The sequence below is a fragment of the Rhizobium etli CFN 42 genome (assembly GCF_000092045.1).
GTDB classification, from domain to species: Bacteria; Pseudomonadota; Alphaproteobacteria; order Rhizobiales; family Rhizobiaceae; genus Rhizobium; species Rhizobium etli.
Genome location: NC_007761.1, coordinates 974970 through 990459 on the forward strand (window position 1 = coordinate 974970; position 15490 = coordinate 990459).

The window sequence follows — 15490 nt, forward strand, 5'->3', positions numbered from 1 at the left end:
TCCATGATCCATTAGGGCCTGAAATCCACGCTTGCTTCAAATGATCTAAATTGTGAAAACTGTTAGAATAATTTACATGTTTCACCCGGACTTGAGGTGAGTGAAGGAGCCGACCCCGGCTCTCATGTGAGGAATTCGAACATATGCAGCTGCCGCCGCTCAACGCATTGAGGGCCTTCGAAGCGACAGCCCGGCTGATGAGCCTGTCAAAAGCTGGAGACGAGCTGCATGTGACCCACGCCGCGATCAGCCACCAAATCAAACATCTGGAGACGTGGCTGGGGCGCAAGCTGCTCCAAAAATCCGGACGCGGCGTTGCGCTAACGCCAGCAGGTGCCGAATATCATCTTGCCGTCTCCGGCTCATTGGCAGCCATCGCCCACGCAACGGGCAATATGCGCAGAGACCACAATATGCGCTCGATCACCGTCGGCTGCATTCCTTCGATCGCGTCGCGCTGGCTGGTTCCCGCGCTTCCGTCTTTCCGGGAGAGTGATCCCGACCTTGACGTCAGGATCGTCTATGCAAGAGCGGAAGAACGCTTCGATGACGAAAGCCTGGATGTTCTCATCACCATGGGGGAAGACCTGTCGGGAGGGCGGGAGAGCAGGCTGCTATTCTCCCGGCGCAACCAGCCGGTGGCGAGCGTCCATTATCTGGCAAGGCGGAATTGGCCTATCGAGAACGTTCCCTTTGCCATGGCCGACCTCCTGCATGACGAATCCATGGACGGCTGGAGAGAATGGTTCCGCAAGGCCGAGATAAAGCCAGCCGCGCCGATCCGCGGACCGATCTTTCAGGACTTCAACATTCTTGCCACGGCGGTGATCGCCGGTCATGGGATCGCTCTATGCCCTGTCGAGGTGTTTCGGCGAGAGATCGAACGCGGCGACCTCGTCGTGCTTTCGGATATCTCGACGGCCCAGACCCAGGGATATTACCTGATCACCAGCTCCTCGGCGAAGAAGCCGGTGCGTCGTTTCGCGGAATGGTTCATGAAGGAATGCCAAGCCGTTGGACTGCGGTAGAACCGTGCGGAGATGGACGCTGAAGGCGCGAAATGCTCGGGAGGGGCGATCGGCACAAACGCGGATCAAGGTACGCGCTCGTTCGAAACGGCCGTTGATGCTAGGAAAAGTGCATGGACAACACCGTGATCAGGCACTTTCGTGATGATGATGCCGCGCTCATAGCGTGGCGGGTTTCGTGCGTCCATAATGCACCAGCTACCGCCCTCGAGGCGGTCTTTTCATGGGTCGATCCGTCTTGCCGGCAAAACTCCGGAAGGCTGAACGGCGGCCGCTGCCCGGTCTTGGCGCCTGCCTGGCGGAACAGGTATACGGCCTCGTCATCATTGCCCGTTGCCTCCTGCCGTTCCTGCCGAGCTCGGCCGCAGCGCTGCATGCCAGGCTCGGAATAGCGTCTCCGCGCCTCTATCGGGATCCGTTGATCGTGGATGGGGTCAAAGCCGCCCCGCAAGCCGTCCCCTTTCCCCGAAGAACGGCCGCGTGACGGCCGCAGTCCAGACAAAATACTCTGCGCTGGAACTTCGGCAGCGCAGAGGAGGGCCTCAAGTGACAGGGAGAGGTATTCCAGCATGTCATGAAACTTTCATATTGAGGCCATTGCGAACACCGAAGAATAATCTACAATTTTGATCGGGAAACAAGATTCCTGAAGCAAACGAAAGGAAACTGATTGGATTCTTATCTTCTGACGACCATGCTCGTCGCTGGTGTCCTGGCCTTTGCCCTCACGGCGGTAAGAGCAGGGACAACCACCCAGACCACCGCAAACACCAGGCGCAGTCCGGATTCAGGTGGCGATGGCGGAATTGGGATCGAGGTTTCCGATGACGGGGGCTGCGATGGCGGCGACGGAGGTGGCGGCGACGGAGGTGGCGGGGACTAGATCAAACGGAAATCGATAGAATGCCCGACCGCCTCAAGGCGGTTTTTTGTTGCCCGAACAACACTTCGTACAAGCCCGGAATCTCAGACCCGCGCGGAGATTGCAGAACTGATCTGACGGGCTGATAGACGAGCGAATCCGGCACGCAATTCAATTTTGGGGTCGTCGCAGCAAACATGCGCCCTATGTCAGTCGAGGCGGCGCTGGGGCATAAGTGTTGGAGACAAACAATATGGCAAAATCTGAAGCTGGAAGCCCGTATATTTACGGGATCGACGCACTGCGATTTGTATGCGCGCTGATGGTGACCATATTTCATCTTGGATTTGCTTCCTGGGCTTCGCCCGTATATCTCCGACCCTATACAATGCCCGAGATCGAGAACATCGCCCAACCCGGCTGGGTTGGCGTCGAATTGTTCTTCGTCATATCGGGCTTCGTCATCGTTAACTCCGCCGCTGCCGCCAGCGCCCTGGCCTTTCTCAAGGGGAGAATTCTGCGGCTCTATCCGGCGGTATGGATCTGCGCATCGCTGACGCTCACCATCATCGCGACGGAAGACGTCAACAGGCGCATCCTCTGGAATTATCTGCGCTCGATCACGCTCTATCCCGGCGGGCCATGGATAGACGGCCAATATTGGACCCTGGCATGCGAGATCTGTTTCTATGCCATCGTCTTCATCATGTGCGCGACCCGGCAAAAGACGAGGATGCCCGCCCTGGCGCTCGGCCTGTCGTTGGCCAGCACGGCGTTCATTGCGCTGTTATACGCCTTTCCCGATGCAGCCATCCCGGCCGTATTCACCGAGACGGCCTGGCGGGCCATTCCCTTCTATTATGGCTGCCAATTCGCTATCGGCATCTACATATGGCTGCTGTCTCAGGGTCGGATGGACCGAATTTCCTGGCTGGGTTTCCTCTGCGCCCTGGCGACGGGGGCTGTTCAGATCTACATGGCAGGCGAGAACACCAGCGACCGTACGCTCGCCGCAGCGGGCCATGCCTTCTCGTCATTTCCCGCGATCGCAATCTGGGCGGCGGGGCTGGCGTCGATCGTTGCAAGCGTCGGATACAGCAAGCGGATCAGTCGCCTGCCGGCCTCCTTCCTTCAATCGGTGAAGACCCTCGGCTCGATGACCTACCCGCTCTATCTCCTGCATTTCGCCATCGGCGTCCAGCTTCTCGACTGGCTGACTGCTCTGGGATTGGCGCCGCTCCCGGCGCTGGTTCTTGCCGTCGCGATTGTTTGCGCAATGTCGCTTGCGGTGTGCAAATGGGGAGAGCCGCCGATCCGCAGGGTGCTGAGAGAGTTCCTTGACCGGCTTGGGCAGCGCGCTGCCGGATTTCAGGCGAAGGAGTCTCGGGCTTAGGGAGAAATCGAGGAGAAGGTAGGCCGGAGGCGTAATGACGTCCGATTTCCCCGTCTCGGTTCTTGCCTTGAAGTTTACCCCAACCTCCGTCCTGGTCGGGCTTGACACGCGCATCCACGCGACTTCCTTCAACGCAGAATGGCCGCCTTGGCGCGGAAGGCGGCCATTGTCGGTATGCTCAGCAAGTCGGCCGTTACGCGCTCAAGCGCGCGCCGGCAGCAGGGGATAACCGACCATGACGGCGCGACCGAGGAGGGCAGCGACGACGGCCTTGATCACATCGCCCGGAATGAAGGCCATCGAGCCCACGAAGGCTTTCGTGAAGCCGAGGCCTGCGACCGTCGCGAGATAGGTGATGCCGAAGGCGTAGAGCACGACGATGCCGCCGATCATGGCGGCCAGGAAGAAGCTCACCGTCTGCACCAGACCGGACTGCCCGTGGTTGACCAGCCGCTCGCTGAGATAGCCGGTGACGAAGGCGCCGAAGATCCAGCCGACGAGGAAGCCTGCTGTCGGCGAGGCGAAGATCGCGAGGCCGCCGCGGCCGCCGGAAAGCACCGGCAGGCCGATCGCGACCAAGAGCAGCACGATCAGCACGGCGATCGCGCCGCGCCGGGCGCCGAGCACGACGCCGGCCATCATGACGCCGAGCGACTGGGCGGTGATCGGCACCGGAATGAAGCCGAGCGAAATCGGCGGCAGCAGGCCGAGCGCCACGATGATCGCGGCAAAGAGGGCGGTAAGGACGAGGTCGCGGGTGCTCATCATGAACTCCGTATTAAGAAATCGTTAACTTCCATGCCGCCGAATGCGGCGCGCGTCAATCGCAGCGGCCACATTATCCGCGTCCTTCAGCGTCAGAATGATCAGCGGCGCAAGCAGGCTCGTCGGCCGGACCTTCAGCCCGCGAGCTTTGTGCGCCTCGCGGATCGCCTGATAGCGGTTGACGATCTCTGGAACGAAACGCAGTACCAGGCCGAGCGCGAGGCCGATATCGTCGGCCTGAACCCGGCCGGTGCGTTCGAGCGGGCGGGCGAGCGCCGTCACCTCGTCGATGAACTCGGTAATGGTCGTCGTCGCCGTCACGCTGGCGGCGAGAAGCATCAGCGCCGTCAGCCGCAGCACCGGCACGAGTGCCGCCTGCCAAGGGTTGAAGATGAGGTTGAAGAGGGCGACAACCGCAATCGTCAGGAAGATCGGCCGCAGCCGTAGCAACGCCTCGCCGATCGGCAGGCCGACCGTACCGTAGAGAACCGCCGCCACCAGCACGGCACCCGAGAGCAGAAGCAGATTGTGGCTGATGAACAGCAGGATGGCGAAGGCCGTCAGCGACAGGAGCTTTGCCCGCGGCGAGAGCCGGTGCATGCGGCTGTTGCCTTCGACGTAGAGCGATTGCATCAGGCGGCGATCTCCCTGTAGCGGGCGATGGCTTCGGCCGCCGGCTCATCGGCGGCGAGCCGACCCTCGTGAAACACGAGCACCCGCTCGAAACCGGCGATCAGCTCGAGGTCGTGGGTGATGACGATGGCGCTTTCCGGCAGTCCGGCGATGATCCTCTCGACCAGCGCCCGGTTTTTGAGGTCGAGCTGGTTGGTCGGCTCGTCGAGGATGAGAATGCCCGGGCCGGTCGCCAGCACCGAGCAGAGCGCGGCCACCTGCAGCTCCCCGCCGGAGAGCTCGTGCGCTCGGCGATCGGCCAGCGCCTCGGCGCCGAAGCGGGCCAGCACCCCCTCGACCCTTGCCTCGATCTCCGCCTTGCTGAGGCCGCGCCGCTTCAGCCCGAAGGCAATGTCGTCCTTGACGATCGGCAGGATGATCTGGTTCTGCGGCGACTGAAAGATGAAGCCGACATCGGTGACAACCGTCTTCTCGTCGGCCGTATCGCGGCCGTTGACGATGACGCGGCCGGTGGTAGGCTTGGTCAACCCGTTGATCAGCCGCGCAAAGGTGGTCTTGCCCGAGCCGTTCAGCCCGATGACGCCGATGCGTTTGCCGGTGATAGCGAGCGTCAGCGGCTCCAGCGCCACCCGCGCTCCGAAACTGACACCCGCACTTTCGAATTGAATGTTCAAACCAACTACCTTGCATTCGGTGACGTGACACAGGAGGTCAACATCATGCGACGCTTGAGCGCCTTATATTGGGGAGATTTACGAAACAGCCCCTCATCCGGCTGCCGCCACCTTCTCCCCGTAAACGGCGCGAAGGGGATATGCCGCGACCTCTCCGTCCCCAGTTGCCTCTCATGGGGCACGTCCCCTTTCCCCGTCAGAACGGGGAGAGGGCTAGGGTGAGGGGCAGAAATCGGCGCCAACCTGACAGCGCTCCTTCTATACGGTTGACCCTCCTCGGTGAAAGAGCAAATCTCGCTGTCGATATCGGGTGGCTAGGAAGATTTTCCGCGTTATGATATCGCCATGACGAATCTGCTGTCCAATTCCGATGCCCGCCGCGTCTTTCTTGCCAAGCAGGGCCTCAGCGCCCCACCAAACCGCGCCTTGACCAAGGCCGGCCTGCTGCAGTTGATCCACGATCTCGGCTTCGTCCAGGTGGACAGTATCCAGACGGTGGAGCGGGCGCATCATCAGATCCTGTTTTCCCGCAACCAAACCTATCGGCGCGAGCATCTGAAGGCGCTGCTCGAAAAGGAACGTGCGCTGTTCGAGCACTGGACGCACGACGCCTCGATCCTGCCCAGCGCCTTCTTCGTCTATTGGAAGCACAAATTCCGCCATCAGGAGAAGGTCTTGGTCGAGCGCTGGCGCAAGTGGCGCGGCGAGGGTTTCGAGGCGGCTTTCGAGGAGACCTATGAGCGTGTCCGTCGCGACGGCGCGATGCTGGCGCGCGACGTCAAAGCGGACGGCCATGTGTCCGGCGGCTGGTGGAACTGGCATCCGAACAAGACGGCGCTCGAATATTTCTGGCACACCGGCAAGTTCGCCATCGCCGGCCGCTCGAATTTCCAGAAGATCTATGATTTGACCGAGCGGGTCATTCCGGCGGAATTCCGCGAGCCGGAGGTCAGCCGGGAAGACTTCGTCGACTGGGCCTGCCGCAGCGCGCTCACCCGCCTCGGCTTTGCCACGCATGGCGAGATCGCAGCCTTCTGGAACCTCGTCTCGCCTGAGGAAGCCAAGGCCTGGGTATCGGCCCATCGCGACGAGCTGACCGAAGTGCTGATCGAGCCGGCGACCGGCGACAAGCCGCGCGCCTCCTGGGCCTTCGCCGATTTCTTCTCGGCGCTCGACAGTCATCCCGACGCACCGCCGCGCATCCGCGTGCTCAGCCCCTTCGACCCGATGATCCGCGACCGCAACCGCACCGAACGCCTGTTCGGCTTCTTCTACCGCATCGAAGTCTTCGTGCCCGAGCCGAAGCGCGAATATGGCTATTACGTCTTCCCGCTGCTCGAAGGCGACAGGCTGATCGGCCGCATCGATATGAAGGCGGACCGGAAGAAATCGACACTCGATGTCAAGCGGCTCTGGCTGGAACCGGGCGTCAAGCCGTCGGCAGGAAGGCTGGAGAAGCTGGAAGCGGAATTGGAGCGGGTGGCGCGGTTTGCCGGGGTGGAAAAGGTGGTGTTGCTGGAAGGGTGGAGGGGGTAAGCGAATTATCCGCTGCCCGTTACCCCGCACTCCCTCGTTCCTGTCCTAGGGGCAAGCCCAGGGTCAAGCTCGAAAACAGGAATGAGAGAGAGCGTAGTAAGTGCCCGCTTAATGAAGTACCTGCCGCGGTATGTCTCTGTACGCCGCCGGCGAGTTTGGCAAGAACGTCAACCACCTATCCGCCATCCCAGGCCTCGAGCCTGGGATCCATGCGGCTGCTGCTGACGTATCGGGCGTGGATGCTCGGCTCAAGGCCCAGCATGACCGAGGGTGGGGTAGGCAGGAGAGACCATTCACGGCGCAGACGCGCGGTTCAGACATGCTCTAGTGCCTGATTTTAAGTGGCGTGATGTTCAAGCCGGGAAGCTGCGCCGAGCCGGAAATTGTCCCGAGCCCATGATGCAAATGTAGTCGGCGTCTTGCCTGCTACCCTGTTCGCGCGCGCGATTTGATCGTCGTGTGAGCCCGGTCCAAGATAGGTGTAGGTCTCGTAATAGGCCAGCGTATCACCTAACGCGTCAGCCCCGGGGAAGAAGCCTGCGTATACCTCCCGAGGAACCTGGGTGAACGAGACCTTGTGGCCCAACTGGTTCAACGTGTCTACGAGTTCATTGAAGCTCAGGAAGGCGCCGACCAGCGGAAGATATGCGCCGTTGCCAGTTTCTTCCGGATGTGCGAATGCACCAGCCACGATGTTGCCCAGTTCGTTGACGTCGCCAGTGTGAAGGCAACGTACCGTCGGATCGATAGGCAGCGTCCAACCCAAGCTTCCATCCTGCTGCACTTGCGGACCGTATGGTCCCGCGAAGTTCTGATAGTAGGCGGGCGGTATGACAAAGGTGTGCCGTGGAAATCCGGCATTCTTCACAAACGAGTCAACCTTAGCCTTCCCGGTGAATTGGGGAACGTCGAACTTGCCGCCGCTGATCGCCTCGACGTTTGGAAGGGTCGACCAGATGAGATGGTTGACGCCTGCAGCTTTCGCGGCCTGAATCGCCGCCGTTGCCTGCTTGATCTCGTCGATGCCGTCTTGCCAGAAGTTGGTGACGAGAAAGACGCCGTGCACGCCGTCGAGGGCCGCTGCAAGCGTCTCCGGCCGGTCCAGATCCGCAGCGACGACTTCATCTGCGACGCCCTTGTACTTGCCCGGGTCGCGCGAGAGCGCGCGCACATTGAACTGGCCGTTCGTCTTCAGGGCCCGCACAACGCCGCCGCCCTGGTTTCCCGTCGCACCGAACACGGCGATCAGTTTCTTTCCGTTGGATACCATCTGTAGCTCTTTCACTTTCAGCTTGAGGCGCGCCGCGCTGACGCGGAAGCGGCCCTCTCGATCATCTGCGGCACCATCTTGCGGCGGATCGAAATTCGTAACAATGCTTCAACAGTTGACATCATTTGCCAGGATTTGATCCATATGAGCGATCCCGTGGAAACCGCCGAACTCGTCGCCTTCACCAAGACGGTCGACGCCAAGTCCCTCTCTCGTGCCGCCGCCGAGCTGCGCGTTCCGCGCGCGACCGTGAGCCGCCGTCTTGCTCGCCTCGAGGAGCGTCTGGGCGCGCGGCTGCTGCGCCGCACCACGCGCAGCCTTGTCCTCACGGATATCGGAGAGGTGTTCTATCGGCAGGCCTGCATCGCGCTTAAGGCCGTGCGGCTCGCCGAACAGAGCGTGCGGATGACCGACGATGTCGTGCGCGGCGATCTACGCGTCTCGGTGCCGCCGATGATGAGCGTGAGCTTCCATGCGATGCTCTGCGAATTCGCCAGCCTCTACCCAGAGCTGCGCGTCCATGTTCACATCTCGAACCAGCTCGTTGATATCCTCCACGGCGGCTACGACGTCGCGCTTCGTGCCAGCAGCCAGCTCCAGCCCGGCCTCATCGCGCGCACGCTTTTTCGCGACCCGATGATCGCTGTCGCGGCGCCCGCCTATCTGGCCGGTCGCGGCACGCCGCGTACGCAACGCGATCTGCGGACCCACCGCTGCCTTCTTGGCTTTGCGCGCGGCGAGCTGCCGGAGACCCACTGGCCACTGGCCTCCGGCGGTAAGCTCCACGTCGACGGCGCTTTCTTTTCGAACGACATCGCCCTGTTGTGCGACGCCGCCATAAGCGGGCTTGGCATCGCGCTCCTTCCGCGCGGCCTCGTGTCGCCGCACCTCGAAAGCGGCGCGCTCGTGCAGGTGCTTGCCGGCGTCCTCGGCGCCGAAATGCAGATCGCGCTCGTCTACCCCGAGCGCGCGTTCTTGCCGCCTCAAGTGCGCGCTTTTATCGACGCGGTCGCGGCCTGGGTGCCGCGCGAGCTTGTCGCAAACCAACATAATTCACAGCGCGAGCCGTCGGGCGCCGTAAGACGGGCGAAGGAGGCTGCGCCTCGCTCGAGCAAGAAAGCTTCTAGAGCTTTTTCGGGTTAGCTTGGAGCATTCTGCCGGAGCAGGTTTTCGTCAGGGCAGAGGCGATTGGCGATGGGCATACCTCCAGCTACGTCCGAGCCGATCGCCTCTGATCCTGGCGGAAACATGCCCGGCCCACCGGCCGCACCGCTTCGCCGTGGCGAAGCGATCAGTGCGTCCGGCGATTTCCAAGTCTTGCAGATTTGCCGGGCAAATCTGCGGGAGGGTTGGCTGAAACGGGCCGGCTGATCGACCGGCCGGCTTGGCCGTAGAGCTGGGCTACGACGCGCGCCGGCCGGTCGACCATCCGACTCCGTTTGAGCCAACAGAATGCTTCAATCTAACCCGGAAAAGCTCTAGCTGGTTGTCTTTCGCTGGCGACGATCGGTGGGTCAGTTTCCCACCGATCTCAGCCGCTCGCATTTATGGGGGGCACTGCCTGGACTAGCAGATCTCCGTCTTGCTGATCTTGATGCCGAACCCTTCCAGACCGACATAGTGGCGCTCGCGGCTGGTGAGCAGCTTGATCGAGCTGACGCCGAGATCCTTGAGGATCTGGGCGCCGAGGCCGATTTCCAGCCATTCGCTTTCGCGGCTCTGCGCTTCGGCATGGGCTTCGCGGCCCTGGTTGCGCGCTTTGCGGCCATTGTCATAATGGCCGACGCCGACGGAGCCTTCACGCAGGTAGACGATGATGCCGCGCCCTTCCGCGGCGATCTTCTCCATGTAGAAATCGACCGGGCTCTTCCTGCCGAAAAGATCCTCGGCGACATTTTCCGGATGCAGGCGCACGGGGATGTCGACGCCGTCGCGGATGTCGCCGAAGACGACGGCGAGATGCTGCATCGGGTCCCAGGGCAGGGCATAGGTATGGGCCTTGGCCTTGCCGAAGGGCGTGTCGATGTCGAAGCTCGCGCCGTGCTCGACCAACGTTTCCTTGCGCTGGCGATAGGCGATGAGATCGGCGACGGAGACGAGCTTCAGCCCGTGCTGCTCGGCGAATTCGACCACCTGCGGACCGCGGGTGACTGTGCCGTCGTCATTGACCAGTTCGGAGATCACGCCGATCGGCGGCAGGCCGGCGAGGCGGCAGAGATCGACGGCGGCTTCCGTATGGCCGGAGCGCATCAGCACGCCGCCTTCGCGCGAAACCAGCGGGAAGATGTGGCCGGGACGGACGAAATCGGCCGCCCCGACATTCGGGTTGGCGAGGTTGCGCACCGTCAGCGTCCGGTCGTCGGCCGAGATGCCGGTCGTCGTGCCGTGCTTGAAATCGACCGAGACGGTGAAGGCGGTCGTGTGGGCGGAATCGTTTTCCGCCACCATGGCGTTGAGGTTGAGGCGTTTGGCCTCTTCCTTCGGCATCGGCGCGCAGACGATGCCGGAGGTGTGGCGCACGATGAAGGCCATCTTTTCCGGCGTGGTGTGCACGGCGGCGACGATCAGGTCGCCCTCGTTCTCGCGGTCATTGTCGTCCATGACGACGACGATTTCGCCGGCCTCGAAGGCCCTGATGGCGTCGACGACGCGTTTCTGATCGTAAGACATGGACGCTCCTATTTCAGACGGCCGGTCTGGCCGCGGTCGCGAAGATAATGATCGGCGATCGCGCAGGCGACCATCGCCTCGCCGATCGGCACGGCGCGGATGCCGACGCAGGGGTCGTGCCGGCCCTTGGTGCGGACATCGACATTCTTGCCGTCGGCATCGATCGACTGGCGTTCGGTCAGGATCGAGGAGGTCGGCTTGACGGCGAAACGCGCCACAACAGGCTGTCCGGTCGAGATCCCACCGAGAATACCGCCGGCATTGTTGGAAAGAAAGATCGGCGTGCCGTCATTGCCCATGCGCATCGCGTCGGCATTGTCTTCGCCTGAGGTTTCGGCCGCGGCAAAGCCGTTGCCGATCTCCACGCCCTTGACGGCGTTGATGGACATCAGCAGCGAGGCGATGTCCTGGTCGAGCTTCGAATAGATCGGCGCGCCTAGACCGGCGGGCACGCCTTCGGCGATCACTTCGATCACCGCGCCGATCGACGAGCCGGCCTTGCGAATGCCGTCGAGATACTCTTCCCAGACCGGCACGATCGCCGCATCGGGGGAGAAGAACGGGTTCTGATCGACCTGGTCCCAGTCCCAGTTGCGGCGGTCGATCTTGTGCTTGCCGATCTGCACCAGCGCGCCGCGCACGGTCACACCGGGAACGACCAGGCGGGCGATGCCGCCGGCTGCAACCCGCGCGGCGGTTTCGCGCGCCGAGGAGCGGCCGCCGCCGCGGTAGTCGCGGATGCCGTATTTCAGGTCATAGGTATAGTCGGCATGGCCGGGGCGGTATTGCCGGGCGATCTCGCCATAATCCTTGGAGCGCTGGTCGGTGTTCTCGATCAGCATCGAGATCGGCGTGCCTGTTGATGTCATCGTCTCGCCATCGGCATCGAGCATGACGCCGGACAGCACCTTGACGAGGTCGTCCTCGCGCCGTTGCGTGACGAAGCGGGATTGGCCAGGCTTGCGCTTGTCGAGCCAGACCTGGAGATCTTCAAGCTTGAAGCGCAGCCCCGGAGGGCAGCCGTCGACGACGCAGCCGAGCGCCGGACCATGGCTTTCGCCCCAGGTGGTTACGCGGAAGAGGTGACCGAATGTATTGTGCGACATGTGTTCCCACGGTGGCGCCAGGGCCGGTCGCCGCCGGCCGCGCCATTGCTTCAAAAAGGCGCGACACTCATAGGCCAAAAAGCCGTCGAGGCAAAAGCCTTTCTTTGCGTCAAACCGGCCGCTGCCGAAATGCTGTTTCCCTGCGCGCCAGGGATAGCCGCCAGGATACCGGCCACGGGACGACGCAGCGGCCGCGAGGCGGACGCGGGGGGTTAACAGGACATCTTGATTATATTTAAAATCCTATTCATCAATTGGGCGGGAAAAGCCATTGTTACGGGCAATTTTCGCCATATTCAGGAGCTTATCTGTGGCCAGTGTTCTCGTGCAGCGTTTCAAAAGGATTGTTGCAATGCGTTTCGTCGTCGCCACGCTTTTGGCCACAGCAAGTTTCCTGTCGCCGATGAGCGGCTTTGCCGAGAGCGCCGATGTCGAGGCGACGATCAAGAAGGTCGACACGGCCAATCTCGTGCTGACGCTCGACGACGGCAAGACCTATCAGGCACCCGAGGAGTTCAACTTCGACGGCCTCGAAGCCGGCGTCAAAGTGATCGTCTTCTATACCGAAATTGACGGCAAACGCGTCATCAACGATCTCGATATCGTCAAGTAGGCGGTCCTACGGCCTAGATCGGCGTAGGAAGTTCTACAGCCAGACGATCGTCCGCTCGCTCGTATCGATCCTGACAATCCGGTCCTGTGGAATGCCGCCTTCCGCGGCGGTGCTCTTCGGCAGCTCGGCAATCGCCTGGAACAGCGTGCGGATGACGCCGCCATGGGTGACGCAGACGGTCGGGCGATCGACGGAGCGCAGCCATGCGCCGGTGCGCCAGGAGAGGATTTCGTAGCTCTCCGCATCGTCGCCGGGCGGGATGAAATCCCATTTCGAGGCGTTGCGTTCGGCCACCCGCTCGGCCTGCGTCGCCTTCAGTTCCTTGAGTGTCGAGCCCTCCCAGTCGCCGAAGGAAATCTCCACCAGCCGCGGATCGGTGCGATAGGCAAGCGGCGTCAGGCCCATGGCGGCGCGCATGATCTCCATGGTCGCGCGCGTGCGTCCGAGCGGGCTGGCGACGAAATCGAATTCGCCGACCGTCTCACCGAGAATCTCGGCCAGCGCGATGCCGTTCCGCCGGGCCTGTTCCAGGCCGATGGCATTCATCGGAACGTCCTTCTGACCTTGCAGGCGGCGCTCGGCATTCCAGTCCGTCTGACCGTGTCTGATCACATAGATAAGCACGGTTCAGACTCCGGAGGCATTTAGTCCTTGACGACTGAAATATCGGGCGCGTCGACCGCCTTCATGCCGATGACATGATAACCGCTGTCGGCATGGTGCACTTCACCGGTGACCGAGCGCGACAGGTCGGACAGCAGATAGAGGCCGACATCGCCGACTTCCTCGATGGTGACGGTGCGGCGCAACGGGGCGTTATATTCGTTCCACTTCAGGATATAGCGGAAATCGCCGATGCCGGAGGCGGCGAGCGTCTTGATCGGTCCAGCCGAAACGGCGTTGACGCGGATGTTCTGCGGCCCAAGATCGACGGCGAGATATTTGACGCTCGCTTCGAGGGCGGCCTTGGCGACACCCATGACGTTATAGTTCGGCATCACCTTTTCGGCGCCGTAATAGGTCAGCGTCAGCATCGAGCCGCCTTCCGTCATCAGCTTCTCGGCGCGGCGTGCGACCGAGGTGAAGGAATAGACGGAGATCTGCATCGTCTTGTTGAAATTGTCGGGCGAGGTGTCGATGTAGCGGCCGGTCAGCTCGTCCTTGTCGGAAAAGCCAATCGCATGCACGAGGAAATCGATCTTGCCCCACAGTTTTTCGACGTTTTCGAAAACCGCGTCGATGGTGGCTTCGTCGGCGACGTCGCAATGGCCGACCAGCGTCGCATCGATTTCGGCCGCGAGCGGCTCGACACGCTTCTTCAGCGCATCGCCCTGATAGGTGAGCGCAACTTCTCCGCCCTGCGCATGAATGGCCTTGGCAATACCCCACGCAATCGAACGATTGTTGGCGACACCCATGATGACGCCGCGTTTGCCTGCCATGAGGCCGGATGCTTGAGCCATATTTCGCTCCCTAGGATTCTGATCGATCCTGCCTATGGCATAGGCCGTTAATCGGTTCAAGCTTGGCCTGGATCATCAACTGTTAGGGATCGTAACAAAGGGTGCGAATGTCATAAAAATTTCACAGGAACAGGCCTTCGCGCATGCTCCGCATGAGATCGGTGATCTTGTCGTCGGGTTTTTCCCACAGGATGATGCGCAATTCGACGACGAGATCGCCTCTGCTGCCGTCCTCCCGCGGTAATCCCTGGCCGGGAATCCTGATCGTCTTGTCAGAGCCCGACCAGGCGGGAACGGTGATATCAAGCGGCCCGGCCGGTCCGTCGATACGCGTCTCGGTTCCGAGCACGGCATTTTCGATGCTGAGCGGCAGCACAGCGTGCAGATCGAAGCCGTCGACGGTGAAGCGCGGGTCGGGGGCAATGCGAATATTGACGACGGCATCGCCGCGCTGCATGCCCGGCAGCTTGAAGCCCTGTCCCTTCAGCCGGATCTCGTGACCATCGGTCGTGCCTGCCGGCAATGCAAAGCCGATTTCACGGCCTTCCGGCAGCGAAGCGCTAATCCAGCCGCTCTTCAGCACATCGTCGATTGTCACCGTCGCCGTCGTCACCTCGTCAGGCGCTTTTTCGAGGCCGGTATCCTTGGCGCCGGTGAAACGGCGCACCAGCGATGTCAGAATGCTCAGCGGCAGCGGCAGGTTGGCGCCGGCATTGTTTGATGCCTCGCCGGTTTCCTCCTCGGCTTCGGTGGCATCGCCATCCCCGCGCTTGGCCGCTTCGGCCTGTGCCTGGCCCTGTGTCTGTTGATTCGGCGTCTGCTGATATTGCTGATTCTGGGCCTGCGCGCGGCCCTGCGCCTGGCCGCCTGCCGCAGCGCGTGTCTGCGCCCCGAAAATGCGTTCGACCATCTCTTCGGCGCCTTCACCGGCAGCGGCCTGCTGCTTGGAGCCTTCGGCTGCGGTCTTCTGGGCCGCCCGCGCGAGTTCTTCCATCACCCGCTCGGCATTGGCCTGCGCCGCCTTGGCGCGGGCTGCAGCCTCGCGCGCGGCCTGGCGCTGCTGCATGATCGTCTGTTCCTGCTTCTTGGCTTCCGCCATCCGCACGGCATTGTCGAACAGGCTGCGCTTGCGCGGATCTCGGAGCGTTTCATAGGCGCGGCCAATTTCGGCAAACCGGGCGGTCGCCGTCGGATCATCCTGATTGTGGTCGGGATGGGCAGCTTTGGCCATGTTGCGCCAGGCCGCCTTGATCTCGTCTGCCGCCGCGTCGCGCCTGACGCCCAGAATTTTGTAAGGATCGCGCATGTCAAAACCGCCGGTGTTGCGATGCGGGCGCCTGTCCTTGCCCGGCATCCCCGCCAATATCGAAGTCCACTATCAACATGTGAGGCGCCACCGGCCGCAAAGGCAGGCAGAGCCACTCTCGAGACCGATCGTGCGGCCGAGTTGCTAATCACTTCTTATTTCTATGGAGGG

The 15490-nt window shown here is 62.0% G+C and carries 14 protein-coding genes and 1 pseudogene; 6 read left to right on the forward strand and 9 right to left on the reverse strand.

Annotation, left to right across the window (positions count from 1 at the left end):
* Positions 1–143: 143 nt before the first annotated feature.
* The 3 genes and pseudogenes from RHE_RS04655 (at position 144) to RHE_RS04670 (ending at position 3283) form a co-directional block, all read left to right on the forward strand.
* On the forward strand, positions 144–1028 hold the full coding sequence (locus tag RHE_RS04655) for a LysR substrate-binding domain-containing protein (protein ID WP_011424272.1): 885 nt from the start codon (positions 144–146) through the stop codon (positions 1026–1028).
* 283 nt (positions 1029–1311) lie between these two features.
* Positions 1312–1512: pseudogene (locus tag RHE_RS31450) on the forward strand (methionine--tRNA ligase); the annotation flags it as partial.
* Positions 1513–2143: 631 nt separating this feature from the next.
* Entirely contained in the window at positions 2144–3283 is a 1140-nt protein-coding gene (locus RHE_RS04670; protein ID WP_011424274.1) for an acyltransferase family protein, read from the forward strand.
* Positions 3284–3484: 201 nt separating this feature from the next.
* On the opposite strand, the gene RHE_RS04675 is transcribed toward RHE_RS04670, so the two are convergent.
* The 3 genes from RHE_RS04675 to RHE_RS04685 are packed head-to-tail and all read right to left on the reverse strand — an operon-like array spanning position 3485 to position 5355.
* Positions 3485–4048 carry a biotin transporter BioY gene (locus tag RHE_RS04675; protein ID WP_011424275.1) on the reverse strand — a complete coding sequence of 188 codons (564 nt, stop codon included), beginning with the start codon at positions 4046–4048 and terminating at the stop codon, positions 3485–3487.
* A gap of 24 nt (positions 4049–4072) precedes the next feature.
* On the reverse strand, positions 4073–4681 hold the full coding sequence (locus RHE_RS04680) for an energy-coupling factor transporter transmembrane component T family protein (protein ID WP_011424276.1): 609 nt from the start codon (positions 4679–4681) through the stop codon (positions 4073–4075).
* Positions 4681–5355 carry an energy-coupling factor ABC transporter ATP-binding protein gene (locus RHE_RS04685; protein WP_011424277.1) on the reverse strand — a complete coding sequence of 225 codons (675 nt, stop codon included), beginning with the start codon at positions 5353–5355 and terminating at the stop codon, positions 4681–4683. Before RHE_RS04685 ends, RHE_RS04680 begins: the two co-directional genes overlap by 1 nt.
* Before the next feature lie 345 nt (positions 5356–5700).
* On the opposite strand from RHE_RS04685, the gene RHE_RS04690 reads away from it, so the two are divergent.
* On the forward strand, positions 5701–6891 hold the full coding sequence (locus RHE_RS04690) for a winged helix-turn-helix domain-containing protein (RefSeq protein ID WP_011424278.1): 1191 nt from the start codon (positions 5701–5703) through the stop codon (positions 6889–6891).
* Between the two features lie 337 nt (positions 6892–7228).
* Here RHE_RS04690 and RHE_RS04700 read toward each other — a convergent pair whose 3' ends face one another.
* Complete coding sequence (locus RHE_RS04700; RefSeq protein ID WP_011424279.1) at positions 7229–8161, reverse strand: NmrA/HSCARG family protein; 933 nt, start codon at positions 8159–8161, stop codon at positions 7229–7231.
* A gap of 144 nt (positions 8162–8305) precedes the next feature.
* Between RHE_RS04700 and RHE_RS04705 the strand changes: the two genes are divergently transcribed.
* Positions 8306–9304, forward strand: coding sequence for a LysR family transcriptional regulator (locus RHE_RS04705; protein WP_011424280.1), 999 nt, complete (start codon positions 8306–8308; stop codon positions 9302–9304).
* Positions 9305–9727: 423 nt separating this feature from the next.
* Here RHE_RS04705 and ribB read toward each other — a convergent pair whose 3' ends face one another.
* Positions 9728–10831: a 3,4-dihydroxy-2-butanone-4-phosphate synthase gene (ribB, locus tag RHE_RS04710; protein WP_020920570.1), complete on the reverse strand. Its 1104-nt coding sequence runs from the start codon at positions 10829–10831 to the stop codon at positions 9728–9730.
* Positions 10832–10839: 8 nt separating this feature from the next.
* Positions 10840–11937 (reverse strand): chorismate synthase, encoded by a 1098-nt coding sequence (gene aroC, locus RHE_RS04715; RefSeq protein WP_011424282.1) that lies wholly within the window; start codon positions 11935–11937, stop codon positions 10840–10842.
* Between the two features lie 352 nt (positions 11938–12289).
* Here aroC and RHE_RS04720 point away from each other — a divergent pair, with 352 nt between their 5' ends.
* The gene (locus tag RHE_RS04720; protein WP_011424283.1) at positions 12290–12550 is read left to right on the forward strand and encodes a DUF1344 domain-containing protein; all 261 of its coding nucleotides are present in this window, start codon (positions 12290–12292) and stop codon (positions 12548–12550) included.
* Positions 12551–12583: 33 nt separating this feature from the next.
* On the opposite strand, the gene RHE_RS04725 is transcribed toward RHE_RS04720, so the two are convergent.
* The 3 genes from RHE_RS04725 to RHE_RS04735 form a co-directional block, all read right to left on the reverse strand.
* Positions 12584–13174: a histidine phosphatase family protein gene (locus RHE_RS04725; RefSeq protein ID WP_011424284.1), complete on the reverse strand. Its 591-nt coding sequence runs from the start codon at positions 13172–13174 to the stop codon at positions 12584–12586.
* Between the two features lie 20 nt (positions 13175–13194).
* Positions 13195–14013, reverse strand: coding sequence for an enoyl-ACP reductase FabI (gene fabI / locus RHE_RS04730; protein WP_011424285.1), 819 nt, complete (start codon positions 14011–14013; stop codon positions 13195–13197).
* Positions 14014–14134: 121 nt separating this feature from the next.
* Positions 14135–15319 carry a DnaJ C-terminal domain-containing protein gene (locus RHE_RS04735; RefSeq protein WP_011424286.1) on the reverse strand — a complete coding sequence of 395 codons (1185 nt, stop codon included), beginning with the start codon at positions 15317–15319 and terminating at the stop codon, positions 14135–14137.
* Between the last annotated feature and the right edge of the window lie 171 nt (positions 15320–15490).